At 74.3% G+C, this 26,547-nt stretch carries 22 protein-coding genes; 13 read left to right on the top strand and 9 right to left on the bottom strand.

Going from position 1 to position 26,547, the window contains the following annotated elements:
• Window positions 1-159: 159 nt before the first annotated feature.
• Window positions 160-1,458: a TerD family protein gene (locus IE313_RS04535; protein WP_189929577.1), complete on the bottom strand. Its 1,299-nt coding sequence runs from the start codon at window positions 1,456-1,458 to the stop codon at window positions 160-162.
• 291 nt (window positions 1,459-1,749) lie between these two features.
• Between IE313_RS04535 and IE313_RS04530 the strand changes: the two genes are divergently transcribed.
• The 4 genes from IE313_RS04530 (at window position 1,750) to IE313_RS04515 (ending at window position 6,530) form a co-directional block, all read left to right on the top strand.
• On the top strand, window positions 1,750-2,232 hold the full coding sequence (locus IE313_RS04530) for a DUF6643 family protein (RefSeq protein ID WP_189929576.1): 483 nt from the start codon (window positions 1,750-1,752) through the stop codon (window positions 2,230-2,232).
• A gap of 54 nt (window positions 2,233-2,286) precedes the next feature.
• Window positions 2,287-3,111, top strand: a complete 825-nt coding sequence (locus IE313_RS04525; protein ID WP_189929575.1) for an MOSC domain-containing protein — start codon at window positions 2,287-2,289, stop codon at window positions 3,109-3,111.
• A 241-nt stretch (window positions 3,112-3,352) separates the two neighbouring features.
• Window positions 3,353-3,958: an Rv1733c family protein gene (locus IE313_RS04520; RefSeq protein ID WP_189929574.1), complete on the top strand. Its 606-nt coding sequence runs from the start codon at window positions 3,353-3,355 to the stop codon at window positions 3,956-3,958.
• A gap of 121 nt (window positions 3,959-4,079) precedes the next feature.
• Complete coding sequence (locus IE313_RS04515) at window positions 4,080-6,530, top strand: right-handed parallel beta-helix repeat-containing protein (protein ID WP_189929573.1); 2,451 nt, start codon at window positions 4,080-4,082, stop codon at window positions 6,528-6,530.
• On the opposite strand, the gene IE313_RS04510 is transcribed toward IE313_RS04515, so the two are convergent.
• On the bottom strand, window positions 6,500-8,824 hold the full coding sequence (locus IE313_RS04510) for a hypothetical protein (protein WP_229924405.1): 2,325 nt from the start codon (window positions 8,822-8,824) through the stop codon (window positions 6,500-6,502). The genes IE313_RS04515 and IE313_RS04510 overlap by 31 nt on opposite strands.
• A gap of 483 nt (window positions 8,825-9,307) precedes the next feature.
• Between IE313_RS04510 and IE313_RS04505 the strand changes: the two genes are divergently transcribed.
• Window positions 9,308-10,201: a DeoR/GlpR family DNA-binding transcription regulator gene (locus tag IE313_RS04505; RefSeq protein ID WP_229924372.1), complete on the top strand. Its 894-nt coding sequence runs from the start codon at window positions 9,308-9,310 to the stop codon at window positions 10,199-10,201.
• A gap of 78 nt (window positions 10,202-10,279) precedes the next feature.
• On the opposite strand, the gene IE313_RS04500 is transcribed toward IE313_RS04505, so the two are convergent.
• Window positions 10,280-11,431 (bottom strand): PLP-dependent cysteine synthase family protein, encoded by a 1,152-nt coding sequence (locus IE313_RS04500; protein WP_308439137.1) that lies wholly within the window; start codon window positions 11,429-11,431, stop codon window positions 10,280-10,282.
• A gap of 349 nt (window positions 11,432-11,780) precedes the next feature.
• Here IE313_RS04500 and IE313_RS04495 point away from each other — a divergent pair, with 349 nt between their 5' ends.
• From IE313_RS04495 to IE313_RS04480, 4 genes are all read left to right on the top strand, one after another.
• Window positions 11,781-12,098 (top strand): hypothetical protein, encoded by a 318-nt coding sequence (locus tag IE313_RS04495; protein ID WP_189929571.1) that lies wholly within the window; start codon window positions 11,781-11,783, stop codon window positions 12,096-12,098.
• Window positions 12,099-12,606: 508 nt separating this feature from the next.
• Window positions 12,607-13,158 carry an ATP-binding protein gene (locus IE313_RS04490; protein ID WP_189929570.1) on the top strand — a complete coding sequence of 184 codons (552 nt, stop codon included), beginning with the start codon at window positions 12,607-12,609 and terminating at the stop codon, window positions 13,156-13,158.
• Between the two features lie 444 nt (window positions 13,159-13,602).
• Window positions 13,603-14,187 carry a DUF4865 family protein gene (locus tag IE313_RS04485; protein WP_189929569.1) on the top strand — a complete coding sequence of 195 codons (585 nt, stop codon included), beginning with the start codon at window positions 13,603-13,605 and terminating at the stop codon, window positions 14,185-14,187.
• Window positions 14,188-14,204: 17 nt separating this feature from the next.
• A complete protein-coding gene (locus IE313_RS04480) occupies window positions 14,205-15,152 on the top strand; it encodes a phosphotriesterase family protein (RefSeq protein WP_189929568.1) in 948 nt (315 codons plus the stop codon).
• Window positions 15,153-15,290: 138 nt separating this feature from the next.
• Here the strand turns inward: IE313_RS04480 and IE313_RS04475 are convergent, their stop codons facing one another.
• Window positions 15,291-16,535 (bottom strand): ROK family protein, encoded by a 1,245-nt coding sequence (locus IE313_RS04475; RefSeq protein ID WP_189929567.1) that lies wholly within the window; start codon window positions 16,533-16,535, stop codon window positions 15,291-15,293.
• Window positions 16,536-16,770: 235 nt separating this feature from the next.
• Window positions 16,771-17,454 (bottom strand): alpha-ketoglutarate-dependent dioxygenase AlkB family protein, encoded by a 684-nt coding sequence (locus IE313_RS04470; RefSeq protein ID WP_189929566.1) that lies wholly within the window; start codon window positions 17,452-17,454, stop codon window positions 16,771-16,773.
• Window positions 17,455-17,685: 231 nt separating this feature from the next.
• On the opposite strand from IE313_RS04470, the gene IE313_RS04465 reads away from it, so the two are divergent.
• Window positions 17,686-18,486 carry an ArsR/SmtB family transcription factor gene (locus IE313_RS04465; protein ID WP_189929565.1) on the top strand — a complete coding sequence of 267 codons (801 nt, stop codon included), beginning with the start codon at window positions 17,686-17,688 and terminating at the stop codon, window positions 18,484-18,486.
• Window positions 18,487-18,557: 71 nt separating this feature from the next.
• On the opposite strand, the gene IE313_RS04460 is transcribed toward IE313_RS04465, so the two are convergent.
• A complete protein-coding gene (locus IE313_RS04460; protein WP_189929564.1) occupies window positions 18,558-19,433 on the bottom strand; it encodes a class II fructose-bisphosphate aldolase in 876 nt (291 codons plus the stop codon).
• Window positions 19,434-19,507: 74 nt separating this feature from the next.
• On the bottom strand, window positions 19,508-20,398 hold the full coding sequence (locus IE313_RS04455; RefSeq protein ID WP_189929563.1) for an SIS domain-containing protein: 891 nt from the start codon (window positions 20,396-20,398) through the stop codon (window positions 19,508-19,510).
• Between the two features lie 290 nt (window positions 20,399-20,688).
• Between IE313_RS04455 and IE313_RS04450 the strand changes: the two genes are divergently transcribed.
• From IE313_RS04450 to IE313_RS04440, 3 genes are all read left to right on the top strand, one after another.
• On the top strand, window positions 20,689-21,471 hold the full coding sequence (locus IE313_RS04450; RefSeq protein WP_189929562.1) for a DeoR/GlpR family DNA-binding transcription regulator: 783 nt from the start codon (window positions 20,689-20,691) through the stop codon (window positions 21,469-21,471).
• A gap of 303 nt (window positions 21,472-21,774) precedes the next feature.
• Entirely contained in the window at window positions 21,775-23,034 is a 1,260-nt protein-coding gene (locus tag IE313_RS04445; protein ID WP_229924371.1) for an MFS transporter, read from the top strand.
• A 191-nt stretch (window positions 23,035-23,225) separates the two neighbouring features.
• Window positions 23,226-23,954, top strand: a complete 729-nt coding sequence (locus IE313_RS04440; RefSeq protein WP_189929560.1) for a maleylpyruvate isomerase family mycothiol-dependent enzyme — start codon at window positions 23,226-23,228, stop codon at window positions 23,952-23,954.
• Window positions 23,955-24,257: 303 nt separating this feature from the next.
• Here IE313_RS04440 and IE313_RS04435 read toward each other — a convergent pair whose 3' ends face one another.
• The gene (locus tag IE313_RS04435) at window positions 24,258-24,923 is read right to left on the bottom strand and encodes a response regulator (protein ID WP_189929559.1); all 666 of its coding nucleotides are present in this window, start codon (window positions 24,921-24,923) and stop codon (window positions 24,258-24,260) included.
• Complete coding sequence (locus IE313_RS04430; RefSeq protein WP_189929558.1) at window positions 24,920-26,293, bottom strand: sensor histidine kinase; 1,374 nt, start codon at window positions 26,291-26,293, stop codon at window positions 24,920-24,922. Before IE313_RS04430 ends, IE313_RS04435 begins: the two co-directional genes overlap by 4 nt.
• Between the last annotated feature and the right edge of the window lie 254 nt (window positions 26,294-26,547).

Below are 26,547 nucleotides of genomic sequence, written 5' to 3'. Positions count from 1 at the left end.
GGGGCGGGGGCCCGGTACGGCAGGGGTGCACCCGGTGCGCGACGCGGCGGACCCGCGCACGGAGTGCGGCGCTGCCAGCGGGATCCGCGCACGCGTGCGGCGCGGCCCCGCGTCTGCGGCGGCCCGGGGCACCCGTGCGCGCGGCGGCACCTGTGCGGGTCACTTCCTGCCGGGCGACCAGTCCATGTTCCAGCCGTAGGCGCGGTCGACGGTGCGCTGCGGGCTCACGCCGTACTCCGGCACCAGGTAGCGGGCCTCACGGTGGACCACCAGGTCCCGGCCGTCCCCGGTGATCAGTGCCAGCGCGCAGACCGTCGACGGCACGGTGCACTCGTCCAGGGAGAACTCCACCGGCGCCCCGTGCTCGGGGCGGAGCGTGACCGTCGCGTGCAGGCCGGCGAACGAACGGGCGCCCTCGTAGATCGTCACGAAGACCACGATGCGGCGGAAGGCGGCGCGGTGGTCGAGGTTGAGGGTGAGGTTCTCGCCGCTCTCGCTCGCACCGGTGCGGTCGTCCCCGTCGAGGTGGATGTAGGGCGGTCGGTCCAGCGCGCCGAAGGCGTTGCCGAGTGCCTGGACCGCGCCCTTGCGGCCGTCGGCGAGTTCGTAGAGCGCGCACAGGTCGAGGTCGAGGGCCTCGGGCACGGCGGGCGCCTTGCGGAACCTGCCGGTCAGGCCCCCGCCGGGGCTCTGCACCTGCCAGTTGAGGTTCACCCGCAGGACGCCCGAGGTGCCGCCCTGCTTGGTGAGCGAGACCGAGGGCGCCTGCTTGGTGAGCGTCACCTTGCCGAGCCGCACGCGCGGTGCGGCGGGCGGCGGATCCGCGGGCACCGGGGGGCCGGCAACGGGCGCGGGTGCGGCGGGCTGCGGGACCGCCGACGGCGCGGGCGCGGCGCCCGCGCCCGGGCCGGTGGCCGGTGCAGCCGCCGGCCCCGGCTCGTCGACGGTGATCCCGAAGTCCGCGGCCAGGCCCGCGAGCCCGCTGCCGTAGCCCTGTCCGACGGCACGGAACTTCCAGGCCCCCTGCCTGCGGTACAGCTCGCCGAGCAGGAAGGCCGTCTCCACGGTGGCGTCCGTGCTGTCGAAGCGGGCCAGCTCGGTGCCGTCGGCCGCGTCGAGCAACCGGACGAAGAGGCCGGGAACGCTCCCGAACGTGCCGCCGTCCGCGGAGGCGGCCAGCACCACCCGTTCCACCGCGGGCTCCACGCGCGCGAGGTCGATGCCGAGCACATCGGTGACCTGGTCGCCGGCGGTCCGCCTGCCCTCGTGCCAGACGGCACCGGAGGGGTGCCGCGGCTGGTTGTAGAACACGAAGTCGTCGTCCGAGCGGACCCTCCCAGAGGCCAGCAGGAGCGCCGAGGCGTCCACGTCGGGCACTCGGGGACCCGAACGCCGGCCCAATTCGACACGCACGGCAGGCGACCCCACCGGGACATTCGAACCCTTACTCATTGACATGTCCGCCCCCAATGCACAGTGCCACGACCGCCCCGTTCGTCCATTCTCCCGATTTCCCGGCCGGCCACCCGGTTCCAGCCTGCCTCAACCGGCCCGGCACGGTGTCACGGACCGCCTTGGCGACCGCCGGGTAACCCTTCAGGAGCTTGGTCTTTACCCGATCCCTACGTGGTCCGGCGACCGTTTTCCCCACGTTCGCTCGCATTGGGGATCCACAGCCGCCCCCAGCTCTGAAAACAACCTTCTTATCCGACTCCCCAACCAGCACATCGTGGGCTTAACTTATGTGGCATGACCTCCCCCCGCTCCTCTTATGGCGGCGGTTACTACTCCGCGCCGTCCTTCCCGGACACTCCGATCTACGACTCCCTGGTCGCAGAGCGGGGCACCCCGCAGATCGCTCCGATCCGCGTTCCCGCCGCCTACGAGAGCAGCAGCCATCTGCCCGCTCTCCCTTCGGCACTTCCCGCCCTGCCCGCCGGGCCCACGCCCGCCGCGGCACCTCCGCAGTACGGCGGGTACGCGCCCGCTCCGCAGCAGGCGCCCATGCAGCAGCAGCCGTCGCCCTACGGACAGCAGCAGCCCGCGCCGCCGCGCGGCTATCCGGTCGGGTACCAGCAGCCGCAGCGCCCCGCGCCGTCCGGTACCGGCTACGAGGCCATGCGCCCCGCGGCTCCCGTGCGACCGGCCGCGCCGCGCCCCCCGGCGCCCGCCCCGGCCCCGGCACCCGGCGGGTACGAGGACCCCTACAACCGGCAGTACCGCGGTTACTGAGCGGCCGTGAGCGCGGCCCGCCGCCGTGCCGGTGCCGACTGGCAGGATGGCGCCATGTCGAATCCCGCGCTCGCGTCGCTGCACGTGTATCCGCTCAAGGCCGTCCGGGGACATGCGCCCGCGGAGACGGTCGTGGAGCCGTGGGGTCTTGCGGGGGACCGGCGCTGGATGCTGATCGACGACGCGTGCAGGGTCGTCACCCAACGTTCCCATCCCGGACTGGCACTCGTCACCGCACAGCCGCTGCCCAGCGGGGGGCTCGGGCTGTCGGGGCCGGGCCGGGACCCACTGACCGTCGGCGTGCCCGAAGCCCACCGCACCGTCATGGCGCGGCTCTTTGGGGACGAGGTCGAGCTGGTGCTCGCCGACGAGGAGGCGCACGCCTGGTTCAGTGCCTACCTGGACGCGGACGTACGCCTCGTGCACCTGGCGCGACCGGCGACGGCCCGCCCGGTCGACCCCCGGTACGCCCGCCCCGGTGAGACCGTCGCGCTCGCCGACGGCTTTCCGGTCCTGCTCGCCTCCCTGTCCTCGCTGGACGCACTCAACACCCTGATCGCGCAGGGCGCGTACGCCGCCGAGGGCCCCCTGCCCATGAGCCGTTTCCGTCCGAGCGCGGTCGTCGCGGACGCGCCCCCGTGGGCCGAGGACGAATGGCGGCGCGTCACGATCGGCGAGGTCGTCTTCCGGGCCGCCAGACGGTGCGGCCGCTGCGTCGTCGCCACCACCGACCAGCTCACCGCCCGGCGCGGCAGGGAGCCGCTGCACACCCTGGCCCGCCACCACCGGTTCGGCGACCAACTGGTCTTCGGACGCCACCTGATCCCGGAGAGCACCGGCACCCTGCGGCTGGGTGATCCGGTGACCGTCCTGGCATAGAACCGGCCATAGATCAGGCCATCCTGACCGGCCCACGGGTCCGACTCCGCAGGCCCTCGGGGGTCCCCGCATAGCCTCGCCCGTCGCGGGAACCCGGCGGCCCTGCACGGTCGTTCACATGACTGGGCTGAGAAGTCGGCAGAATGTGGGTGAGGGGCGTGATGTCGCCCTCTCTTCGCACCATGCGTGCGCGGACCGTGCCGTTCGAAGCCATGACGGACACGGAAGGGGGTGCAGGGCTGTGCGAGCGATCGCCGGGCTCTGGCGTTGGCGGCACAATCCGCTGCGCCGGGCGACCGATCTCCTCGAAGCCTGGGTGGCGCTGACGGCAGCGGTGCTGATCGTGGCCGCCGCCCCGCTGGCCGGGGTGGTCACCGGGACGCTGAGCGAGCAGGCCCTGCTGCGATCGGTACAGCAGCAGCACAGGGAGCGCCACGCGACGACCGCCACCGTGGTGCGCACGGTACGCAGGCCGCCCCTGGACACCGACCCGGAGACGGTGTCCGCGCGGGATGCGCACAGCCGGGTGATCGCCAGTTGGCGTGCGCCCGACGGCAGGCCGCACACCGGCGGCGTCGTCGCCGACCTGAAGAGCCCCCGCGTCGGCGACCGCTTCCCGGTGTGGACCGACCGGCACGGCCGGCTCATGGCCCGCCCGCTGGACCCGATAGCCGCGAGCACGCATGCCGCGCTGGCCGGCTGCGGGGCCGCCGCCGCCTTCGCCGCCCTGGTCGAGGCGGGGCGCCGGCTGGTCCTCTGGCGTATCGTGCGCCGCAGGTACGCACGCTGGGACCGGGCATGGGAGAAGGCCGGTCCCGACTGGGGCAGGACGGGCACCGGTAGCTGACAGCCCCCGCCTTGCGTCAACTCCCCCGCCCCGCACACGCTACGGTGGAGCCGGCCGGCTCCCCGGCACTCTTCCGGCACTCTTCGCCGACCGAACCACGAGGTGGGGGACAGAACACCGCATGGCACAGGGCACGGTCCAGGTGACGCACACCGGCACATCGAGGTGGCGGCGCCGCGCGGGCGAGTACGCCTCCCTCACCGCCGCGCTGGAGGCCGCGGTCGACGGCGACGTCCTCACCATCGCCCCCGGTACCTACCGCGAGAACCTTGTGGTGCACCGGGCGGTGACGCTGCGCGGCCCCGAGGGTTCTCCCGGCTCGGTGCGCATCGCGCCCGTGGACGGCGTGCCGCTCACCGTGCGCGCCTCCGCGGTGGTCCAGGACCTCCAGGTGGAGGGGCAGGACGCCGCCGCCCCGGCGCTGCTCGTCGAGGACGGCACCCCCGACCTGTCCGCGCTGCGGATCGTCACCCGCTCCGCGACGGGCATCGAGGTGCGCGGCGGGACGGCGCGCCCCACCGTCCGCAAGTGCACCGTCGACAACCCGGCGGGCATCGGCATCGCCGTGCTCGACGAGGCGGGCGGCCTGTTCGAGGAGTGCGAGGTGGTCGCCGCCGGCCAGGCCGGCGTGGCGGCGCGTTCGGGGGCGCATCCGCGCCTGGAGCGCTGCCGGGTGCACCACACCTCCGGCGCCGGCCTGTCGGCGACCGGCGAGCACACCGGCCTGGAGGCGGTCGGCTGCGAGGTGTACGAGGTCAAGGGCAGCGGCGTCCAGGTCACCGGCCGGGCCGGCGCGCACCTCACCGACTGCGATGTGCACCGCACCACGGCCGACGGCGTGACCCTCGACACCGACGCGGTGCTCACCCTCGCCGACTGCCGTATCCACGACGTCCCGGAGAACGCGGTGGACCTGCGGTCCCGCTCCGTGCTCACCCTGACCCGCTCCACGGTCAGCCGCTTCGGCCGCAACGGCCTGTCCGTGTGGGACCCGGGCACCCGTGTCGACGCCAACCAGTGCGAGATCCACGACAGCACCGGCGACTACCCGGCGGTGTGGGTCAGCGACGGCGCCACGGCCGTGCTGGACGCGTGCCGGGTGCACGACGTGCCGGACGCGCTGTTCGTGCTCGACCGCGGCTCCAGGGTCGACGTCGTCGACAGCGACCTCTCCCAGGTCCGCAACACCGCGGTGTCGGTGAGCGACGGCGCCACCGCGCAGCTCGACGACTGCCGCATCCGGGAGGCCGCCACGGGCGCCTGGTTCCGCGACCACGGCAGCGGCGGCACCCTCTCCGGATGCACGATCGACGCCACCCAGACCGGTGTGATCGTCACCAAGGGAGCCGACCCGACCGTCGAGCGCTGCACCATCACCTCCCCCGCCGAGGCCGGCGGCTACGTCTCGGCCGGCGGTCGCGGCAGCTTTCTGAACTGCCGTGTCACCGACAGCGGCGGGTACGGCTTCCACGTCATCGACGGCTGCCGCACCACGCTGCGCAAGTGCCGCACCGAGCGGTGCACACGCGGCGGTTACGAGTTCGCGGACGCCCCGGCGGGCCAGGGGGCGGGCAGCGGCCCGACCGTCGAGGACTGCACCAGCGACGAGAGCGCCGGCCCCAGGACCGCGATACCCGAGGCCGCCGTGGAGACGGCGGCGTCCTCGTCCGGGCTGCTCGGCCAGATTCCCGCCCAGCGCGTCGCCGAGCAGCAGCCCCCGGCCCCCGGTGCCGCCGCACCCGCGGTCGCCGAGCGGCCGGTACGCGATTCCACGGACGTGCTGGGCGAGCTGGACGCCCTGGTGGGCCTGGAGAGCGTCAAGCGCGAGGTGCGGGCCCTCACCGACATGATCGAGGTGGGGCGGCGCAGGCAGCAGGCCGGCCTGAAGGCGGCTTCGGTACGCCGCCACCTGGTCTTCACCGGCTCCCCGGGCACCGGCAAGACCACCGTCGCCCGGCTCTACGGCGAGATCCTGGCATCGCTCGCCGTGCTGGAGAAGGGCCATCTGGTGGAGGTCTCCCGGGTCGACCTGGTGGGCGAGCACATCGGCTCCACGGCCATCCGCACCCAGGAGGCGTTCGAGCGGGCCCGCGGGGGTGTGCTGTTCATCGACGAGGCGTACGCCCTCTCCCCCGAGGACTCCGGGCGGGACTTCGGGCGGGAGGCCATCGACACCCTCGTGAAGCTGATGGAGGACCACCGGGACGCCGTCGTGGTGATCGTCGCGGGTTACACGGCGGAGATGGAGCGGTTCCTTTCCGTCAACCCGGGCGTCGCGTCCCGGTTCTCCCGGACCATCACCTTCGGCGACTACACCCCCGGCGAACTGCTGAGGATCGTGGAGCAGCAGGCGGACGAGCAGGAGTACCGGCTCGGTCCCGCCACCGGCGAGGCCCTGCTCAAGTACTTCACCGAACTCCCCAAGGGCCCCGGCTTCGGCAACGGCCGCACGGCCCGTCAGACGTTCGAGGCCATGGTGGAGAAGCACGCGGGCCGGGTGGCCCAGATGGCCGAGCCCAGCACCGACGACCTGACGCTCCTCTACCCCGAGGACCTGCCGGAACTGCCCTGACCGCCCTTTGCGGGCCCGTCCGGCGGGGCCTGCCGCTCGCTGTCGACAGCCACGGCGACCCCGCCGACGTCCGTCGCGTCGTCCTCGCCGGCGGCCCCGGAGCGAGGCGCAGGCACACCGGGCCGCAGCCGCCCCAGCAGCCGGTCGCGTTCCTGCTCGAAGGCCGGGTCGGCCTGGTAGTCCGAGTGGCCGAGGATGGGCGCGGGCAACGGATGCAGTGCAGTGCGGCCGTAGGCCAGGGGGTCCTTGAAGGCCGGTGCGTCGACCCGCGGGCCCGATCGGCCCGGCAGCCGCACCGGGCCGCCGATCGGATCGGTGGCGCGGTGCAGGTTGCGCCAGCAGACCACCTCGCGGTGCAGTCCCTCCAGCGCATCGGTTCCGAAGTGGGCCGGGAACCACCGTCCGTAGAGGCGTTCGAGCGGGGAGCCGTAGGTGAGCAGGGCGACCCTGCCGCGCATGGCGGGCGGGAGCTGCCAGGCCGCCGCGGCCGCGAGCACACTGCCCTGGGAGTGCCCGGACAGGACAAGCCGACCGCCGGTGACCCGTGTCCAGGTCGCCATGCGCCAGGTGAGGTCGGGCACCGCACGCTCGGCGTAGCAGGGCGGCGCGAACGGATGCGCGGCACGCGGCCAGAACGTCCCGACGTCCCAGAGGATCCCTATCGTGCGCCGGGCGGAGAGGTCCTTGTAGGCGCGGCGGCCCCAGGTGACAAAAAGGATGAAGCCGAAGCCGATGAGCCAGGAGCCGAGCGCCTGGGCCGCCTGCGCGGCACCGTCCACGACGGCCCCCGACCCCTCGGCCGCCCGGGCGGGCACCTCTCCGGTGGCCCAGGCCCCGGCGAGCGCGCCCGCGCCGAGCAGCATGGTCACCGCGGAGGTGATGCCGACGGCGAGCGGAGCGCGGTCGGTGAGCGCGGCACGGGCCCGGGTCGCCGCGATCTGGTGGGTGCGCGCGGCATCCTCGGACTCGTCCGCGTAGTCGGAGCGCACCTGCGCCAGGCCGCGGCGGGTGCGCACGGAGGTGCGGACGGCGAGCCAGCCCGCGAGCACCAGCAGCACCACGAGCAGCGGCGGGATCACCGATGCCTGCCAGGTGAGCAGCACGGGCGGACCCGCGATGGTGCCGCCCGTGCCGTCCACCCAGTCGGCCACGCGCTGTGCCACACCGCCGGTCATGACGCCGCCCAGGGCGCAGGCGAGCATCGCGACGGCGGGCCCGCCCAGGCCGTGCAGCACGGTTCGGGAGTCGGGCGAGCCGCGGTGCAGCACATGGGCGACCGCGGCGAGCGCGACGACCAGCACGCCCTGGACGAGGACGACGCCGCCGAACGTGGCATCGCCGGGCAGCCGGCCCGCCGACTCCCAGGAGGGCCGCGACCAGCCCGCGTACACCAGGGTGAGGACGAGCAGGGCGAGCGCGGCCAGCGGCAGCCGGCGCACCAGGGTCTCGTCCAGCTCGCAGTCCAGCCGTCGCTCGCTGCGGCCCCTGCGGGCCACCACCCAGACGACGGAGCAGGCGCCCGCGATCAGCAGTGCGTCCAGGACCCGGCCCAGCACGTCGAGCACGGCCGGACCGCCCGGAGCGCGGTCGAAGCGGGCGGCCGAGGTACCGACCGCCGCGGCCACGGTGAGCAGGCCCGCGGCGGTGTGCGCGGCGCGCAGCCGGGCCACCAGGCGCCGTCCGTACCAGAACCCCGGCCTGCCGAGGGCGGTGCGCGTGGCGTCCTCCGGGGTGCTGCCGCGCGGCATCGGCTGCGCGGACTCGTAGGCGCTCCAGGTGCGGTGGGAGAGGAACCACAACAGGAGGGTGAGCACCGTCGGCACCAGTGCGGCGAGCGCGAGGCGGCGTCCCGGCTGGGTCCACCAGCCGTGGTGGAACAACTGCGGGGACAGGAAGCGCAGCCAGGAGTGGTCCTGGGCGCACGCGCGCGTGCCCGCGCACTGCCAGGCGGCGAGGTCCAGAGAGACCTCGCAGGCGGCGGCGACGAGCACCACGGTGAGGGTCAGCCCGGTCAGCCGGACCAGCAGGCCGTAGGCGCTGACCGTCCTGCCGCGGTGGCGGCGCGCCCTCGGGCGCATCCAGTGGGCCAGGTTGACCACCATGAACGGCAGCAGGAGCAGCCACAGGGCGCGCGATCCGTTGCCCGAGGTGAGGTTGCACCACACGTACGCCTCGGGGACCGGCTTGTCGCGGTAGTCCTGCGGACGCTGCTCGGCGTCGATGTCGTCCGCCCTGCGGAAGACCGCGGCGGTGTCGTCACCGGTGATGCGCACGGTGCGCGGGTCGCCCAGCATCTCCTCGGGTGTGGTGCCGCCGACGCCGTGCACCAGGAGTTCCAGGGCGGTGTCCTCCGCGCGCGCCGGTCTGCCCGCCGTGGGCCCCTTCGTGGCATCCACAGTTCCGTATCCCCCCGGGTCCCACGTATGCGTGATGTCCGTTTCCAGGATTCCCTTCGGGGGCGTTCGACGACACCCCTCGTCACGGAATCTCCCCCTTCCGCCTGACACGCGCGCAGACGGACTGCCCGGCGCTGCGGGGCCGTTCGGCCGGGCGCCCGCGCGAGGGACGGCGCGGGCCGTGGCCGCGGGACCGGGGCCGGAGCGGCACGGCTGTCGGTGGCCCGTGGGAGGATGGGGGATCCTGAACGGCGACTGCGGCGACTGCGGCGACTGCGGCGACTGCGACGACTGCGACGACTGCACGGCGAACGGCGGCAAGGTGAACGAAGACGGCACGAGGGCCGCGGGCCCGGAGCGAGGCGAGAGGATCCCAGCGGCGTGAGCGAGACCCAGAACCTCCTCGCGGAGCAGCGCCGCGCCCTGATCCTGGACGAGGTGCGCCGCCGCGGCGGCGTCCGCGTCAACGAGCTGACCAGGCGGCTCGGCGTCTCGGACATGACCGTCCGCCGCGATCTGGACGCGCTGGCCCGCCAGGGAGTACTGGAGAAGGTGCACGGAGGCGCGGTCCCCGTGCCGGAGGCCAGCACCCATGAGCCCGGGTTCGAGGCCAAGTCGGGTCTGGAGCTGACGGCCAAGGAGGACATCGCCCGGGCGGCCGCCGCCCTGGTCACGCCCGGCACCGCGATCGCCCTGTCCGGTGGTACGACGACGTTCGCTCTCGCCCATCATCTGCTGGACGTGCCCGATCTGACGGTGGTGACGAACTCGGTGCGGGTGGCGGACGTGTTCCACGCGGCGCAGCGCACCGCGGGCCAGCGCCAGGGCGCGGCGACGGTCGTGCTCACCGGCGGTGTGCGCACCCCGTCCGACTCGCTGGTCGGCCCGGTCGCCGACCGCGCCATCGGCGCGCTCCACTTCGACCTGCTCTTCCTCGGTGTGCACGGCATATCCGCCGAGGCGGGCCTGTCGACGCCCAATCTGGCCGAGGCGGAGACGAACCGGCGCCTGGTGCACTCCGCGCGCCGGGTGGTCGTCGTCGCCGACCACACCAAGTGGGGCACCGTGGGCCTGAGTTCGTTCGCGGCGCTGTCGCAGGTCGACACCCTGGTCACCGACGCGGGGCTGCCGCAGGAGGTGCGCGCGGAGATCTCCGAGCAGTTGCGGCGGCTGGTGGTGGCGGGTGAGCCGGGGGCAGATGACGGGGCGGCCGACGCCCCGGACCGGCGGCCCGCTCCACCGGCCGGGGAGGCGCAGGCCACCGCGGACGGCTGACGGATCGGACCGGCGACCGCGGACGGCTGACGGGCCGGACCGGCGACCGCGGCGGGGTGCCGGGCCGGGGGCCTGCGGTCAGCCCGCGGCGCCGCCCGGCCGGGCGCCCGCACCCGTGTCCAGCAGCGCATCGATCGCGGCCGTGTACGGGGCGATGTCCAGGCCCTGTTCGGCCAGCCAGTCGTCGGCGTAGTACTTGTCGAGGTAGCGGTCGCCCGGGTCGCAGAGCAGGGTGACGACGCTGCCGGTGCTGCCCTCGGCGACCATCTCGGCGACGATCTTGAGCGCGCTCCACAGGCCCGTCCCCGTGGAGCCGCCCGCCCTGCGCCCGATGGCCCGCTCCAGGGCGCGTACGGCGGCGACGCTGGCGGCGTCCGGCACCTTCATCATCCGGTCGATGGCGCCCGGTACGAAGCTCGGCTCCATGCGCGGCCGTCCGATGCCCTCGATCCGGGAGCCGCGCTCGCAGGTGAGGCCGTGGTCACCGCTGGTCCAGCCGTCGAAGAAGCAGGAGTTCTCCGGGTCGGCGACGCAGATCCGGGTGTCGAACTGCATGTAGTGCACGTAACGCGCCAGGGTGGCGGAGGTGCCGCCGGTGCCGGCGGTGGCGACGATCCAGGTGGGTTGCGGGTAGCGCTCCAACGACAACTGGCGGTAGATGGACTCCGCGATGTTGTTGTTGCCGCGCCAGTCCGTGGCGCGTTCCGCGTAGGTGAACTGGTCCATGTAGTGGCCGCCGGTCCTGGCGGCCAGCGCGGCGGACTCCTCGTACATGGTGCGCGGGTCGTCGACGAAGTGGCAGCGTGCGCCGTGGAACTCGATGAGCCGGCACTTCTTGGCGCTGGTGGTGCGCGGCATCACGGCGATGAAGGGGACGCCGATCAACTGGGCGAAATATGCCTCGGAGACCGCCGTCGAGCCGCTGGATGCCTCGATGACGGGGCGACCGGGGCGGATCCAGCCGTTGCACAGGCCGTAGAGGAACAGCGAGCGGGCCAGGCGGTGCTTGAGACTGCCGGTGGGGTGGGTCGACTCGTCCTTCAGATAGAGGTCGATGCCCCAGGTCTCGGGCAGCGGAAAGCGCAGCAGATGGGTGTCGGCGGAGCGGTTGGCGTCGGCCTGCACCTTGCGGACGGCCTCCCGCAGCCAGGCCCGGTAGGCGGGGTCGCTGCGGTCGACGTCCGGCGTGTCCGTCAGGCCCTGGACTGCTGGGGGGTGGGTGGTACTCACCGCTCGGCTCCTTTGTGTCGCGTCGGCCGCCGGTCCGGCTCGGGCATCCGTACGAGCCCCTGGCTGCCCCGATCATAGACATCTGCCGGGCCCTGCTCACCTGCGCAAACGTCACGCCGGCCGGCCCGCGGCCGGGTCGGTGGGCCCGCTTGGCGCGTCGCAGGCGCCCCCGGAGCGTGGCCGGTCCCGGCCCGTGCGCCCGGCCCACCCGCGTACACCCTGGCGCCCCGCGACGGGCGCGGGCACACTGCTGCCACGGGAACATTCCCGGTGGTAGCCGCGTTTGCGACCAGGGCCGGCACGGTTCGCAGGACCTGCCGGCGCAGACCTCGCACCCAAGGGGGGCATCATGGCGGAGCCGGAGTTCACGGCGGAGCGGGTTCGGATCGGCAAGCGACTGCGGTCGCTCACCCGGGCCGGCCAGGTCCGCATCAATGACGGCCGAGTGGAACTGCTGACGAGTTACGGCAGCGAGATCGACAGCGCGCCCGTGCAGGCGGTGCGCGCCGGCAAATCGTGGTTCTCGTCGGGCGACAGCGCCTCGGCCGAGGTCAACGGCACGCGCTATACGCTGACCATGGGCGACGGAACCGCGGACGCCCCGCAGGACGGACGCGCCCGGCGCTTCATCGAAGCGGTGCGCAAGGCGGGTGGCCGGCACCCCTGACGCAGAGCGCCGGTACGTCGCGGGACAGCGCCGGGCCGCACAGCGAAGTGTCGCGGGCTCGCGCCGGGCCGCAGGGCGGTGACGCCCCGGGCGTTCCCTTCCGTCCATGGCCTGGCGCGCAGTTCCCCGCGTCCTGCCCAGGGCGGGGCCGCGCCCGGGCGGCGGGGCGTGGGGAACCGGCTGTCTCGACCGGGTCCCGGCCGAAGTCCCACGGCGACCGCGCTCGGGCCGCTCCTGCCGCCCGCGTTCGTATCACGCACTGCCCGCGTTCCCACCAGTCGCCGCCCCCGGTTCTCACCGGGTGCCGCTTTCGTGCACCGTTCGGCGGCCCTCCAGTTGCATGCCTCCCAGGCCTGAGTCACTCTGGTCTCACATCACTCAGGGTGCACCGGCGATCACACTGAGGCCAAGACCGCCGGTCCTCCAGCAGGCGACCGCTCGGCGCAGCCGCCGTGCTGGTCCAGTTCTCCGTCTTCTTCCGGAACCTCGAATTCGGGGAGTCGTGGCCGTGATCAGCCAGCCAAGAAGGCACTGCACGGTGGAGCTCAAAGCCCTGCCGTCGCGGATCGGACAGGTCCGCAGAATCGTCTCTGCACAACTCCGCTACTGGCGTCTTGACGTCCTGACCGACCGGGCGGCGCTCGGCGTGACCGAGCTGCTGACGAACGTGCACCGGCACGCCCGCCCCGACAAGATCTGCACCGTCGACATAGAGCTGCTGCTCGACCGGCTCACCGTGTCGGTGCGCGACCACGACCCGCGGCTGCCCCGGCTGCACGAGGCGGAGGCGTTCGCGACCTGCGGGCGCGGCCTCGCGATGATCGCCGCCATGTGCGAGAGCTGGGGTGCCCGAACGCAGGGGGACGCCGGGAAGGTCGTCTGGTTCACCCTGCCCGCACCCGGCAGCACCCCCCTCACGGCCGCGCTGCCGGTGTACGGGGCCGCCACCACGGGACCGTTCGCCGGCCCTTCGGACCTGGCTGCCCTGGTGGACCTGACGCAGGGCCCGGCCGGGTCCCTGCACGGAAGGGTCGCGGCCCGCTCGGTCTTCGCGGGCTGAGCGGCGCGCGGGGCGGGTGGCAGCCGAGCCGGGCGGTGCGGCACGCGCAGCACGGCACGGCACCGCCGGCTGCGGCACGGAACAGCGGGCCGCGCCACGGCACGACGCAGCACACACACGACACAGAGGAACCCCGCCGACGGCCGCCCGGACCAGCGCGAGGAACGGCGCCCGGTGGCCGGTGCCGGCCCCGTACGGAGGAACAGCGGCCGGAGGCCGATGCCGCCACCCCGTGCGAGAAGTCGGCGCGTTCCTCCGGAGCCGGCCTCCCGGGAGCGAGCGCGCAACGGCCGTCGCCGGTGGCGGGCAGGCCGCGGTCCTCGTGGGCCGTCCACCGAAGCCCATATTCTGTACCTATGAGTATGTACACTCACTCGGGCGCACCGGCGCCGGCACGACTGTGCGGGCGGACCCGGCGCAGGCGCCTTGAGGAGGCACCCCGCCATGCACGTCATGCAGTACGAGATCACCCTGCCGGCGGACTACGACATGGCCGTCATCCGCGACCGCGTGGCCACCAGGGGCCCGCTCCTGGACGACTTCCCCGGCCTCGGGGTGAAGGCGTACCTGATCAGGGAGCGCGGCGTGCAGGGCTCACCGGTGAACCAGTACGCGCCGTTCTACCTTTGGGGCACGCACGAGGGGATGCACTCCTTCCTGTGGGGGCCCGGATTCCGCGGCGTGGCCGAGGACTTCGGCCGTCCCGCGGTCAGGCAGTGGACGGGTCTCGCCTACGAGGAGGGCGCCGCCGCGGGCGACGCGCCGCTGACCGCCGTACGCCGGCGTGAGCGGATATCCGCCGACGCCCCCCTGACCGCATTCATGGAGGACACGGTGCGCGCGACGGCGCGCCTCGCACGCCAGGACGGTGTGGTGTACGCGGCCCTCGCCGTCGACCCCCGGCGCTGGGAGCTGGTCCACTTCTCGGCCTGGGCACATGACGCGCCGCACGCGGCGGGCGAGGTCTACCGTGTGCTGCGCCTGTCGGCGCCGGAGCGGCATCTGCTGCCCCGCGGCAGGCAGTGGTGAGCGCTGTCCCCGCAGCGGTGAGCGCTTCCGACGGCGACCGCGCGGACGGCGGTGTACGGGTGCGAACCGTGACCGGCGACGTCGCCCCGCACGACCTGGGCCCGTGCGACGCCCACGACCACCTCTTCTTCCGCAGTCCCCGGCTGCCCGGGCAGGAGCTGGACGACGCCCGGGCCGCGGACGCGGAGCTGCGGGCGTTCCATGCGCTGGGCGGCCGTGCGGTGGTGCAGTGGACACCGCACGGACTCGGCCGGCACGCTGGGGACCTGGCCTCGCTGGCGCACGGAACGGGCGTACGGATCGTGGCGGCGACCGGACTGCACCAGGCGGTGCACTACGCCCCCGACGCACTCGGCGCGCTGCGCCCCGGCGGCCGCCTCGCCGAGGTGTTCGCCCGGGAACTGACCGAGGGGATCGGGACATCGGGGGTGCGGGCCGGCCTGATCAAGGTCGCCGGCGGCTTCCACGCGCTGGACGGGCACGCACGCTGGACGATGCGCGCGGCGGCCGAGGCGCACCACGCCACCGGTGCCCCCATCGCCGTCCACCACGAACTGGGCACCGGGGTCCTGGACGTACTCGACCTGCTCTGCGGTGCCCTCGCCGTGCCACCACAGCGGGTGATCCTGGGGCATCTCAACCGCTGTCCGGACTTCGTCCTGCACCGCCAGGCCGCCGAGGCGGGCGCGTTCCTCGCCTTCGACGGGCCCTCGCGCGCCCATCACGCCACGGACTGGCGGATGCCGGAGGCGCTGCGCGCGCTCGCCGACGCGGGCTTCGGCGACCGGCTGCTGCTCGGCGGCGACACCACCACCGCTGCCGCCCGCTCGGTGAACGGCGGCCCCGGCATGCCGTACCTGCTGCGCAGGGTGAGGCCGCGGCTGTCGGCCGCGCTGGGCGAGGAACTGGTGGAGCGCATCTTCACCGAGAACCCGGGGCGCGCCTTCGCGGTGCGGTGGCGGTGAGCCGTCCGGGTTGCACGCCGCACGGCGCGGTCCTGTGCGGCACCGCTCCCGGTGGGATGCGGGGACGGCACGGCGGGGAGCGGCGCGACGAGAGGCGGTGCGGCGCGGGAACGGCTCGGCGCGGGAACGGCTCGGCGGTCAGTCAGTGGGTGGGGCGAGTGCGGTGAGCGGGTCGTCGAGTACCGGCTGCCACGCCAGTTCCGCCGCTCCCACCAGGCTGTTGTGGTCCAGCGTGCACGGCATGATCGGTACGCCGCCGCTGTTGCGGCTCCACAGGCTGCGCTCGGCGACCACCGCACGCAGCCGCTCCGGGTCGGCGGCGAGCAGCTCGCGGTGCAGGCCGCCGAGGATGATCCGGTCCGGGTTGAGGATGTTCACCAGGCCGGCGAGCCCGAGGCCCAGCCGGTCGATCAGCTCTCCGGCGGCGGCACGTACGCGCGGCTGCGCGTACTCCGCACGGAGCAGGGCCCTGGCCTGGTCGAGCAGTGAGGGTTCTGGTCCGGGTTCGCGGCCGGCGGCCGTGAGGAGGGCCAGCGGGTCGGCCTCCACGTCCAGGCAGCCGCGGCTGCCGCAGTGGCAGGGGCGGCCCTCGGGGTTGACGGTGAGGTGCCCCACCTCCAGGGCGAGACCGGAACTGCCGGTGTGCAGCCGCCCGTCGAGCACCAGCGCCCCGCCGACTCCCCGGTGCCCGGTGGCGACGCAGAGCAGGTCGCGTGCGCCGCGGCCCGCACCGTGCCGGTGCTCGGCGAGCGCGGCGAGGTTGACGTCGTTCCCGGCGAACGCGGGCCCGCCGAGGCCGGCCGCACGGACCTGCCGGGCGAAGATCTCCCGTACCGGGGCCCCCACCGGCCAGGCGACGTGGAGCGCGTTGAGCGCGGTGCCCTCGGGCTCGGCGACCGAGGACGGCACGGCCAGGCCCGCCCCGATGCAGCGGCGCCCGGTCTCCCGCAGCAGCCGTGCGCCGGCCGCCACCACCGCACCCAGCACCTGCGCCGGATCGGGGTCGATGATGTCGCAACCGGGCGAGGTGGCGACGATCCGGCCGCCGAGTCCGACGAGGGCCGCCCGGTAGCCGTCGGCGTGCACCTGGGCGGCCAGCGCGACGGGCCCCTGTTCCGCGACGTCGAGGCGGTGCGAGGGCCGGCCGTGCGTGCCGGCCGCGGCTGCGGGACGGGCGTCGACGCGGATCAGGCCGAGGGCCGCCAGCTCCGCGGCGACCGCACCGGCCGTGGCACGCGTGACGCCGAGCTCGGCGGTGAGGACGGCGCGGGTCGGGGCACGGCCGGTGTGCACCAGCTCGAGCGCGGGGCCGAGTGCGCCGCGCCCCCGCTCCAGCCTGGTCTGGGTGGGTCCCGTGGCGCGGGGGGCCGCCTTGCCGTCCATGTGAGCGAGTCTCCCATGATCAGTGTCCGCTGCCACCGCCCAGGGGCGGGACTCCGACACGGTACGGGATGGCGGCGGCCGACGGGGCGGGCCGGCGGAACGGGGCCTGCACGGCGGGCCTGCGGGCCGTCCGGCCCCGGTGGGCCTCCACGCCTCCCGGATCCCCGTGTCCCCTGTCCCTGCGTCCCTACGTCCCCGCGCGCCTGCGTCCCCGCGTCCCTGGTCCCCGCGTTCCTCAGGACACTGCCGGCAGTCCGCTGACCCGCAGCGTGATGTTGAGGCGTCCGTGCAGCCCCAGTGCGGGCGGGCCGGTGTCCGGCTCGATGCGCGGCACCCCGTGGTAGGCACCGCGCGCCGGACCGCCGAAGACGAACAGGTCCCCGCTGCGCAGCCGCACGTCCGTGTAGGGCCGCCCGCGGGAGGCCGTGTTGCCGAACCTAAAGACGCAGGTGTCGCCGAGGCTGATCGAGACCACCGGGGCGTCGGAGCGTTCGTCGCTGTCGCGGTGCATGCCCATCCTGGCGTCCGCGTCGTAGTAGTTGACGAGGGCGATGTCATACGGCTCCGTGCACGGCCCGGCCGCGTACGCCGTCCCGACCGCACGGCGTGCCAGCTCGCCGAGCTCCGCGGGGAACGGTTTGACGGGGGCGCCGTCGCCGTCCACCACGGTGCGGGCGTAGCCGTAGGGGTACCAGTGCCAGCCGAGGCAGACCTGGCGCGCGCTCATGGTGCCACCGCCCGGGGTGCGCACCGTGCGGAGACCGGCGGGTGGCCGCGCCCAGGCCCGGCAGGACTCCAGCAGTTCGCGCTGCCCGACGGCGTCGAGCAGTCCCGGGAGGTGCACCGCACCCGGGGCGACCTCCGCGCGGTCACGCGGGAAGAATTCACCGCCGTCCGCCGCAGGCGCTCCCCCGCGCATCGTCCCGCCTCTTCTCCGCTCTCCTCGTCTCCCCGCCCATTCTCGCACCGCAGCCGCCCAGCGGACCCACCAGACCCAGCGGACCCTCAGCGGGCTCGGCGGGCTGAGCGCGCCACCAGACCCAGCGGACTCGGCGGAGCGTTTGACAGGCAGCCAATCGGCTGCCTTAAATGGACAGGCAGCCAATTGGTTGCCTATCACAGCCGGGCAGAGCCCGGGACGGGATACGCGATGGACGACGTGTTCAAGGCTCTGGCCGACGTCAGCCGCCGCCGGCTGCTGGACAGTCTGAGGGACCGCAACGGCCAGAGCCTGCGCGAGCTGTGCGCCGGGCTCGACATGGCCCGGCAGTCCGTGAGCAAGCACCTGGCGGTCCTGGAGTCGGCGGGCCTGGTGACCACGGCGCGCCGCGGCAGGGAGAAGTTGCACTACCTCGACGCCGCACCGATCAACGCCGTCGCGGACCGCTGGATCAACCGGTACGACCGCGACCGGGCCGGCGCGCTCGCCGACCTGAAGACAGCACTGGAGCAGACGCCCATGGACACCGGAACCAACCCGTTCGTCTACACCACCTACATCCGCACCACTCCCGAGCGGCTGTGGCAGGCGCTCACCGAACCGGCGTTCACCCGGCGCTACTGGGGCCACGCCTTCGAGTCGGACTGGGAGAAGGGATCGCCCGTGGTCTGGGCCGGCGCCGGCGGCAGGATCTCCCACCCCGAGCAGATCGTGCTGGACGCCCAGCCAGGCCGCCGCCTCTCCTACACCTGGCACACCTTCACCCCCGAGTGGGCCGAGGCCTCCGGTCTGCCCCAGGACGTGCTCGACAGGATCGCCGGGGAGCGCCGCTCGAAGGTGACCTTCGAGATCGAGCCGGCCGGCGAGCTGGTGAAGCTGACGGTGGTGCACGACGACCTGGAGGCGGGCGGCACCCTGCGCGAGCTGATCAGCCAGGGCTGGCCCTCGGTGCTGTCGAGCCTCAAGACGCTCCTGGAGACGGGCGAGCCGCTGCCGGAGCCCGCGCGCTGAGCACCACCGCGCCTCCCGCGCCTCCCGCGCCTACCACGCCGGAGGGCCTGCCCACCCGACCGGTCGCAGCGCTATGACGCCGCGCTCACCACGCCGATCAGCCGTGTCACCGTCTCGGCCATCGCCGCACGTCCCGCGGTGAGGTAGGCCCTGGAGTCGACGGCTTCAGGGTGGGCGGTGAGGAACGCGCGCAAGGCGGTGGTCATCGCCAGGTTGAGCGCCGTACCGATGTTGACCTTCGCGATGCCGCCTGCGACGGCCGCGGCGAGTTCCGCGTCCGGCACCCCCGAGGAGCCGTGCAGGACCAGCGGGACGCCCGCCGCGGGGGCGATCCGGCGCAGCAGGCCGTGGTCGAGGGCCGCGGTGCGGTGCGTCATGGCGTGCGTGCTGCCGATCGCGACGGCCAGCGCGTCGACACCGGTACCGGCCACGAACGCCCTGGCCTCCTCCGGGTCGGTGCGGGCGCCGGGCGCGTGCGCGCTCAGCGGGGCCGCCGGGGCCGGCCGGCCGGGCACGGCCTTGCCGCCCACCTCGCCCAGCTCCGCCTCGATCCACAGCCCGTTGGCGTGCGCCCAGTCGGCGGCGGCGCGGGTCGCGGCGAGGTTCTCCTCGTACGGCAGCCGGGCCGCGTCGTACATCACGGAGCTGAAACCGGCGTCCGCGGCCTGCCGCAGCAGTTCGCCGCTCTGGACGTGGTCGAGGTGGAGCCCGACCGGCACCGACGCCTGTTCCCCGGCCGCCGCGGCCGCCCGGGCCAGCGGCAGCAGCCGCCCGTGCCTGAAGCCCACCGCGTTCTCGCTGACCTGGAGGATCACGGGGGCCCCCGCGGCCTCGGCACCGCCGATCACGGCCTCCACGTGTTCCAGCGTGATGACGTTGAACGCGGCGACGGCGGTACCGGCGGCCGCGGCACGGCTGACCAGCGTGCCGGATGCTGCGAGGGGCACGGCCCCTCCTTCCCTCGTTTTCCCTCGATCTTGCGGCGACGGGTGCGGCGGCCCGCGGCAGGGCCGCCGGGGCGTCAGGACGCGGGCGGCACCAGGATCACCGAGCGGGTGAGGTGGCGCGGACGGTCGGGGTCGAGGCCCCGGGCGGCGGCGACGGCAACCGCGAGGCGCTGGACACGCACCAGCTCGGCCAGTGGGTCGAGTTCGCCTGCGACCCACATGCCGCCGGTGGCGCGCACCTGCTCGGCCAGCCCGTCAGGGGCCCTGCCCAGCATCCAGGTGGCCGTGCCCCGGGTGGTGATGCTGATGGGGCCGTGGCGGTACTCCATCGCCGGGTACGCCTCGGTCCAGGACAGTGAGGCCTCCCGCATCTTCAGCCCCGCCTCGTTCGCGAGGCCCACGGTCCAGCCGCGGCCGAGGAAGGTGAACTGCGTGCAGTCGACGAGACCGTCCGGCAACGGCTCGCGCAGGGCGGTGCGCGCGTCGTCGACGACCGCTTCGCCGTACAGGCCCAGATGGGCGCGGAGCAGCGTCAGCGCGGTGGTGGCGAACCTGGTCTGGACGACGGAGCGCTCCTCGGCGAAGTCGAGCACGACCACCTCGTCGGCCGCCTCCATCACGGGGGTGCGGGGGTCGGCGGTGACCGCTGTGGTGCGGATGCGACCCTTGAGCGCCGTGAGGAGTTCGAGGACCTCGGTGGTGGTGCCGGACCGGGTCAGGGCGAGCACCCGGTCGTAGCGGCGGCCGGCCTGGAACTCCGACGCGGGAAAGGCGTCGGTCTCACCCTGCCCGGCACCCTCGCGCAGCGCCGCGATCGCCTGCGCCATGAAGTACGAGGTACCGCATCCGACGATCGCGACCCGCTCACCGGCGCCGGGCAGCGCGGCGGCCTGCCGGCCGGCGAGTTCGGCCGCGCGCGACCAGCACTCCGGCTGGCTGGTCAGCTCGTTCTCGACATGACTCATGCCACGCCTCCTCGGTGTGATTGTTTCTGCAAGATATAGGCACGTTACAAGCAGCATCAAGCATGCATCGGGCCGCCCTGCGCTAAGGTCACCGTCGTCGGACCCTGCGAAGCGGCCCTGCCCCGGTCCTGACCGGCGTCGGGTGGACCGGGTCGGCCCACCGGGTCGGCCCGACGGGCTTGCACCGCCGACGGTGCCGGCTGCCGATTCGACACGCCCGGACGATCCTGGACGAGCGCTTCGCGGACGCCAGGGACATGAGCGCCGGTGAGCGCGGAGGGAGGCACGCCATGTCGCGCGATGCCCGCTGGCAGGAGCTGCTGGAGCTGCTGGCGGCCCACGGCCGGCTCGACGTGGAGAAGGCGGCGGCCCGGCTCGGGGTCTCGTCCGCGACGATCCGGCGCGACTTCGACGGGCTGGCCGAGCAGCAGTTGCTGGTGCGCACCCGGGGCGGCGCTGTGGCGCATGGCGTGTCGTACGAGCTGCCGCTGCGCTACAAGACGGCACGGCGTGCCTCCGAGAAGCAGCGGATCGCCGAGGCGGTGGCCGCTCTCGTCGCACCGGGCGAGGCCGTGGGGCTGACCGGTGGCACCACCACCACCGAAGTGGCGCGCGCCCTCGCCGTACGCCCCGATCTCGGCTCCGGCTCACCCGCGCTGACCGTGGTGACCAATGCGCTCAACATCGCCAACGAGCTCGCGGTGCGCCCGCAGTTCAAGATCGTGGTGACCGGCGGGGTGGCCCGGGCCCAGTCGTACGAGCTGATCGGCCCGCTCGCGGACGGGGTGCTCGGCCAGATCACACTGGACGTCGCCGTCCTGGGCGTGGTCGGCTTCGATCCCGTGCACGGGGCCGCGGCGCACGACGAGGCGGAGGCCGCGATCAACCGCCTGCTGTGCGACCGGGCCCAGCGGGTGATCGTGGCGGCCGACTCCAGCAAGCTGGGCCACCGCGCCTTCGCCCGGATCTGCGGCACGGACCGGGTGCACACACTCATCACGGACGCCGCCGCACCGCCCGAGACGCTGGAGCGGTTCGAGGAGGCGGGCGTCGGCACGGTCGTGGCGGTGTGACCGGGCGCCGCGGGACGGCCGCGGCGCCGCGGGAGGGACGGGGAGGGGGCTGGGGAGGGCAGGGCAGGGGAAGAGCGTTTCCCGGCGGGACGGGACCGGTGGGACGACGCCGGGCGGCACGGGGGCAGACGGGACGGGAGCCGACGGGGAGGGGAGCGGGCAGGGACGGGAAGAGGCAGGGCGGCCAGGGATGGGGCGGATCCTCGGCGCAATTCCCTTGCCCACCCGGAGGCACGTCTCTAATCTGATTTTGTGCCGATAGTAAACAAAATCGGAAGCGCCGCGTCCCGTACCCCTGAGGCGGTGGCCCTGACGGGGCTGCGTGCCGCGGTGACCGTCTTCTTCGCGCTCGACGGGTTCGTCTTCGCGGGCTGGGTGGTGCGCATCCCGGCCGTCAAGGAGCAGACCGACGCGTCCGCGAGTGCGCTGGGGCTCGCCCTGCTGGGGGTCTCCGGAGGCGCGGTGGTGACGATGATGGTCACCGGCCGGCTCTGCCGGCGGTTCGGCAACCATCCGATGACCGTGGCCTGCGGTGCGCTGTTGTCCCTGAGCGTCGCCCTGCCGCCGCTGACGCACTCGGCACAGGCGCTGGGCGGGGTCCTCCTGCTGTTCGGCGCGGCGTTCGGCGGGCTCAACGTGGCGATGAACAGCGCCGCCGTGGATGTCGTCGCCGCCCTGCGGCGGCCCGTCATGCCGAGCTTCCACGCCGCGTTCAGCCTGGGCGGCATGCTCGGATCCGCCGTCGGCGGCCTGCTGGCGAGCCACCTCTCCGCAACCCGGCACCTGTTCGCCCTCACCGTGGTCGGCCTGCTGGTGACCGCGGCGGCAGGCCGCACCCTGCTGCGCCGTACGGCACCGGTCCCCACGCGGATCGCGCCGGCCGCTGCGCAAACGACCGCGCGGACCCCCGGCACGGACGCCGACCCGGCCGCCGGTACGGCCTCGGGCACGGCCGCCGCCGGTACGGCCCCCGCCACGGAGCCCGTCGCGGGGCGCCCTGCGCGCCGCCTCGACGCGGGGACCCGCGGCCTGGTGATCGTGTTCGGCCTGATCGGCCTGTGCACCGCCTACGGGGAGGGCGCGCTCGCCGACTGGGGCGCCCTGCACCTGCAACAGGACCTGGCCACGGACGCGGGCGTCGCCGCCACCGGATACGCGTCCTTCGCGCTGGCCATGAGCATCGGGCGGATCACCGGCACCACCCTGCTGGAACGCCTCGGCCGTACCCGCACGCTGGTGGCGGGCGGTGCCACGGCCGCCGTCGGAATGCTGCTCGGCTCCCTGGCACCAGCTCTGTGGGCGGCCCTGATCGGCTTCGGCATCACCGGCCTGGGACTGGCCAACATCTTCCCGGTCGCGATCGACCGGGCGGGCGCGCTCGCCGGGCCCAGCGGGGTGGCGGCCGCCTCCACACTCGGTTACGCCGGCATGCTGATGGGCCCGCCGGCGATCGGCTTCATGGCCGACTGGTTCTCCCTGCCCATCGCGCTCACGAGCGTGGCGGCACTGGCGGCACTGGCCGCCCTCGTCGGTCATGCCACCCGGCACGCCGCTCCGGCCTGAGCGCCCAGCCGCAGGCATCCGGCCGCCCGGGCCGTGCGGGCGCGGGCCCGCACGGCCCCGGCGGCCGCAGGAGCGGACTCCCGTCCCGGCCGCCCCAGGGCGCAGGCCCGGGTCCGCGGCATCGGACGCGCGCGAGCCGCCATGGTGCGGCACGCCGTGGTAGAGCCATCCCCGCGGGGCACAATCCCCGCATGGAGACAGCCGATCACATAGAGATCCTGGCCCGGCAGGGCACGGCCATGGCTCGGACGGCAGCCGATGCGGGCCTCGCGGCCACGGTGCCGACCTGCCCCGGTTGGCGGGTCGCCGACCTGCTGCGACACACCGGGCAGGTGCACCGCTGGGCCACGGCGTTCATCACCGGGGGACTCACCTCGCACCACCCCGCCCCGCCCGCGCCGGAAGCCGACGCGGACCTGCTCTCCTGGTTCGCCGACGGGCACGCGGCGCTCGTCGCCGCCCTCCGTGCCGCCCCCGCCGAGCTGGAGTGCTGGACGTTCCTGGCCGCGCCGTCCCCGCTCGCGTTCTGGGCCCGCAGACAGGCCCACGAGACCACGATCCACCGGGTGGACGCCGAGGCCGCCCGCGGCCGACGGGTCGAGGACATCGGCGCGGAACCGGCCGTCGACGGCATCGACGAACTGCTCTCCGGCTTCCACCGGCGGTCCCGGAGCAAGCTGCGCACGGACCGCCCCCGGGTGCTGCGGGTGCGGACCACGGACACCGGCGACCTCTGGACGGTACGGCTGTCCGCCGAGCCTCCGGTCACCGAGCGCGGCACCACGACCGACCCGGACTGCGAGCTGTCCGGCCCCGCCGCCCAGCTCTACCAGGCCCTGTGGAACCGCCTGCCCATCCCCTCCGTCGAGGGCGACCGGGCGCTGGCGGAGCTGTGGCAGGAGAGGTCCTGCATCATGTGACGGGTGCTCGGGCGCCCGGTGGCGGTGCCCGGGGCCGCGGAGCCGCGCTCCGTTCGCGGGACGGCCGTCTTCCGCTCGGCAGCCGGCTGCTGCTCGGGGCGGCCGGCCTCGGCTCCGCGGAACGGCGGCATCGGCTCCGCGGGTGAGGCGGCTGCGCGGCTGCGGGACGGACGCTCCGGCACTCCGGCACTGCCGGTCGGCGGCATCGGGGCGACCGCCGCGACTGGTACGGCCCGTGCGACCCGTGCGACTGCCAGATAGTTGCACGGTCTGCCCGGCAGGAGTGCGGTGGCGTGCCGATGGTCAGCCGAGCCACCCGGGCCGGACGAGGCCGGACTCGTACGCGAGCACGACGAGCTGGGCACGGTCGCGGGCGCCGAGCTTCACCATCGTCCGGCTGACGTGCGTCTTTGCGGTGAGTGGGCTGACCACCAGGCGGCGGGCGATCTCCTCGTTGGACAGGCCGATGCCCACCAGGGCCATCACCTCCCGTTCGCGCTCGGTGAGTTCGGCGAGCGCCCCGGCCGCGGCCGGCTCCTTGGAGCGCGCGGCGAACTCCGCGATCAGGCGGCGCGTCACACCGGGAGACAGGAGCGCGTCACCGTCCACCACGGCACGCACCGCCCGCAGCAGCTCCTCCGGCTCGGTGTCCTTCACCAGGAAGCCGGAGGCGCCCGACCTGATCGCCTCGAAGACGTACTCGTCCAGCTCGAAGGTGGTCAGGATGACCACCCTGACGTCCCCGAGCTCCGGATCCGCAGTGATCCCGCGCGTGGCGGCCAGCCCGTCGAGCAGCGGCATGCGGATGTCCATCAGCACGACGTCGGGGCGCAGCTCGCGCACCGCGCGCAACGCCTCCTCGCCGTCCGCGGCCTCCCCCACCACCCCGATGTCGCGCTGCGCGTCGAGCAGTGCCTTGAAACCTGCCCTGACCAGCAACTGGTCGTCGGCGAGCAGTACCCGGATCAACGGTCCTCCTTGAACGGCAGTGCGGCGGACACCCGGAAGCCGCCGTCCGCGCGCGGGCCCGCGTCGATCGTTCCGCCCAGGGCCGCGGCACGCTCCCGCATCCCGGCGAGACCGTTGCCCGTGCCGCCCGCGTCGGCGCCGGTGGCGGGACCGTCGTCGTCGATCCGCAGCCGCAGCCCACGCGTCCCGTACCAGATGTGCACGCGTGCCCGCCGCGATGCGGAGTGCCGCACCACGTTCGTCAGTGCCTCCTGGACGATGCGGAAGGCGGCGAGGTCGAGTCCCACAGGAAGCGGAGGGCGGGTGGCCGCAGCCGCAGTGGTCGCGGGGGCGGCGTACGGCTGGTCGCCGCCCCGCTGGTCGCCGCCGAGGAGGACGGCGCGGCCGGGGACGTCGTCCGGGGCCTCGTCGCCGACGTGGGTGTCCACAAGCACCGTGAGGCCCATGCCGGCCGCCTGGTCGACGAGTTCGCCGAGGCGGTCGAGCCCGGGCGCGGGCGCGCGCGGTGCGTCACCCGGTGTCCGGAGGGTGTCGAGCACCTGGCGCACCTCGCCCAACGCCTCCTTGCCGGCGGCCTTGATGGTGGTCAGCGCGGTACGGGCCTGCTCGGGATCCGCGTCGAGCAGCGCAAGGCCCACACCTGCCTGGACGTTGATCACGGAGATGCTGTGCGCGAGCACGTCGTGCAGCTCGCGGGCGATCCTGAGCCGCTCCTGGTCGGCCCGGCGCCTGGCGGCCTCGACCTGCTCGGCACGCTCCTTCGCCCACTGCTCGCGACGGACCCGGACGAGTTCGCAGACCGCGACGATGGCCAGCGCCCAGGCGGCGACACCGACCTCGGTGGGCCAGGCCGCGGCCCCGTCACCGGACGGTGGCAGATGCGGGTAGAGCCAGTGCGCGACGAGCAGATGCCCGGTCCACAGCAGCCCGATGGCCGCCCAGGCCGCCTTGCGGTGCCCGGTCACGACGGCGCTGAAGCAGCCCAGGGCCGCGATCAGGAACACGGGCCCGTACGGGTACCCCGCCCCGAGGTAGACGAGGGTGGCGAGGGAGGTGCCGAAGGCCACCAGGACCGGATGGTGCCACCGCCACAGCAGGAGCAGACCGCCGCCCGCCAGCAGGGCGGTGGCGAACGGGTCCAGCGCCTCCCGGGTCCCCTGGCCCCGCGCGGCGAGGTGGGAGCCGGCGATGACGAAGGCGGTGACCAGCAACGTGGAGACCCAGGGCCACCGGTCCGCGCCGGTCCCGTCCTCGTCGTCCCGCGCCCCGGCCCACGGCGGACTGTACCGCCACCGCGACGGCGGGCCGCCCCAGGCGAGGCCCTCACCCATGCGCCGGCCCGGGCGCGGGCGCCTGCGCTCTTCTGCCATGCCGCCACGCTAGACGCCGCGGGACGTGCGCGGCGTCCGTCGGACGGGGTGGTCGCGGGTACTCCGTGGGGAGTAGACGAGCGGGCCGATTCGGGGGTCCGGGGGGCCAGGGGGCTGGGTGGGTCCGGGGGGCGGGGGGCGGGGGGCGGGGAGCCGAACGGCCGGAGCGCCGGGGGGCCGGGCTCCGAGGGGTCGGGGGGTCGGGGGCGGGAGTCATTTACGTGACGGCCGGTTCCGCGACGGTCCGGCCCCGG

The sequence above is a fragment of the Streptomyces sulfonofaciens genome (assembly GCF_014656295.1).
GTDB lineage: Bacteria > Actinomycetota > Actinomycetes > Streptomycetales > Streptomycetaceae > Streptomyces > Streptomyces sulfonofaciens.
Note: the sequence above shows the minus strand (reverse complement) of the source record. Positions and strands in the feature narration are given on the sequence as shown.

What these genes read in the sequence shown, in the direction of transcription:
- IE313_RS04495 (WP_189929571.1), top strand. Translation starts at nt 11,781, where the DNA reads ATGGCGGAGCCGGAGTTCACGGCGGAGCGGGTTCGGATCGGCAAGCGA.
- IE313_RS04455 (WP_189929563.1), bottom strand. Translation starts at nt 20,398, where the DNA reads ATGAGTCATGTCGAGAACGAGCTGACCAGCCAGCCGGAGTGCTGGTCG.
- IE313_RS04470 (WP_189929566.1), bottom strand. Translation starts at nt 17,454, where the DNA reads ATGCGCGGGGGAGCGCCTGCGGCGGACGGCGGTGAATTCTTCCCGCGT.
- IE313_RS04525 (WP_189929575.1), top strand. Translation starts at nt 2,287, where the DNA reads ATGTCGAATCCCGCGCTCGCGTCGCTGCACGTGTATCCGCTCAAGGCC.
- IE313_RS04440 (WP_189929560.1), top strand. Translation starts at nt 23,226, where the DNA reads ATGGAGACAGCCGATCACATAGAGATCCTGGCCCGGCAGGGCACGGCC.
- IE313_RS04530 (WP_189929576.1), top strand. Translation starts at nt 1,750, where the DNA reads ATGACCTCCCCCCGCTCCTCTTATGGCGGCGGTTACTACTCCGCGCCG.
- IE313_RS04510 (WP_229924405.1), bottom strand. Translation starts at nt 8,824, where the DNA reads ATGCTGGGCGACCCGCGCACCGTGCGCATCACCGGTGACGACACCGCC.
- IE313_RS04535 (WP_189929577.1), bottom strand. Translation starts at nt 1,458, where the DNA reads ATGTCAATGAGTAAGGGTTCGAATGTCCCGGTGGGGTCGCCTGCCGTG.
- IE313_RS04430 (WP_189929558.1), bottom strand. Translation starts at nt 26,293, where the DNA reads ATGGCAGAAGAGCGCAGGCGCCCGCGCCCGGGCCGGCGCATGGGTGAG.
- IE313_RS04475 (WP_189929567.1), bottom strand. Translation starts at nt 16,535, where the DNA reads ATGGACGGCAAGGCGGCCCCCCGCGCCACGGGACCCACCCAGACCAGG.
- IE313_RS04450 (WP_189929562.1), top strand. Translation starts at nt 20,689, where the DNA reads ATGTCGCGCGATGCCCGCTGGCAGGAGCTGCTGGAGCTGCTGGCGGCC.
- IE313_RS04515 (WP_189929573.1), top strand. Translation starts at nt 4,080, where the DNA reads ATGGCACAGGGCACGGTCCAGGTGACGCACACCGGCACATCGAGGTGG.
- IE313_RS04465 (WP_189929565.1), top strand. Translation starts at nt 17,686, where the DNA reads ATGGACGACGTGTTCAAGGCTCTGGCCGACGTCAGCCGCCGCCGGCTG.
- IE313_RS04485 (WP_189929569.1), top strand. Translation starts at nt 13,603, where the DNA reads ATGCACGTCATGCAGTACGAGATCACCCTGCCGGCGGACTACGACATG.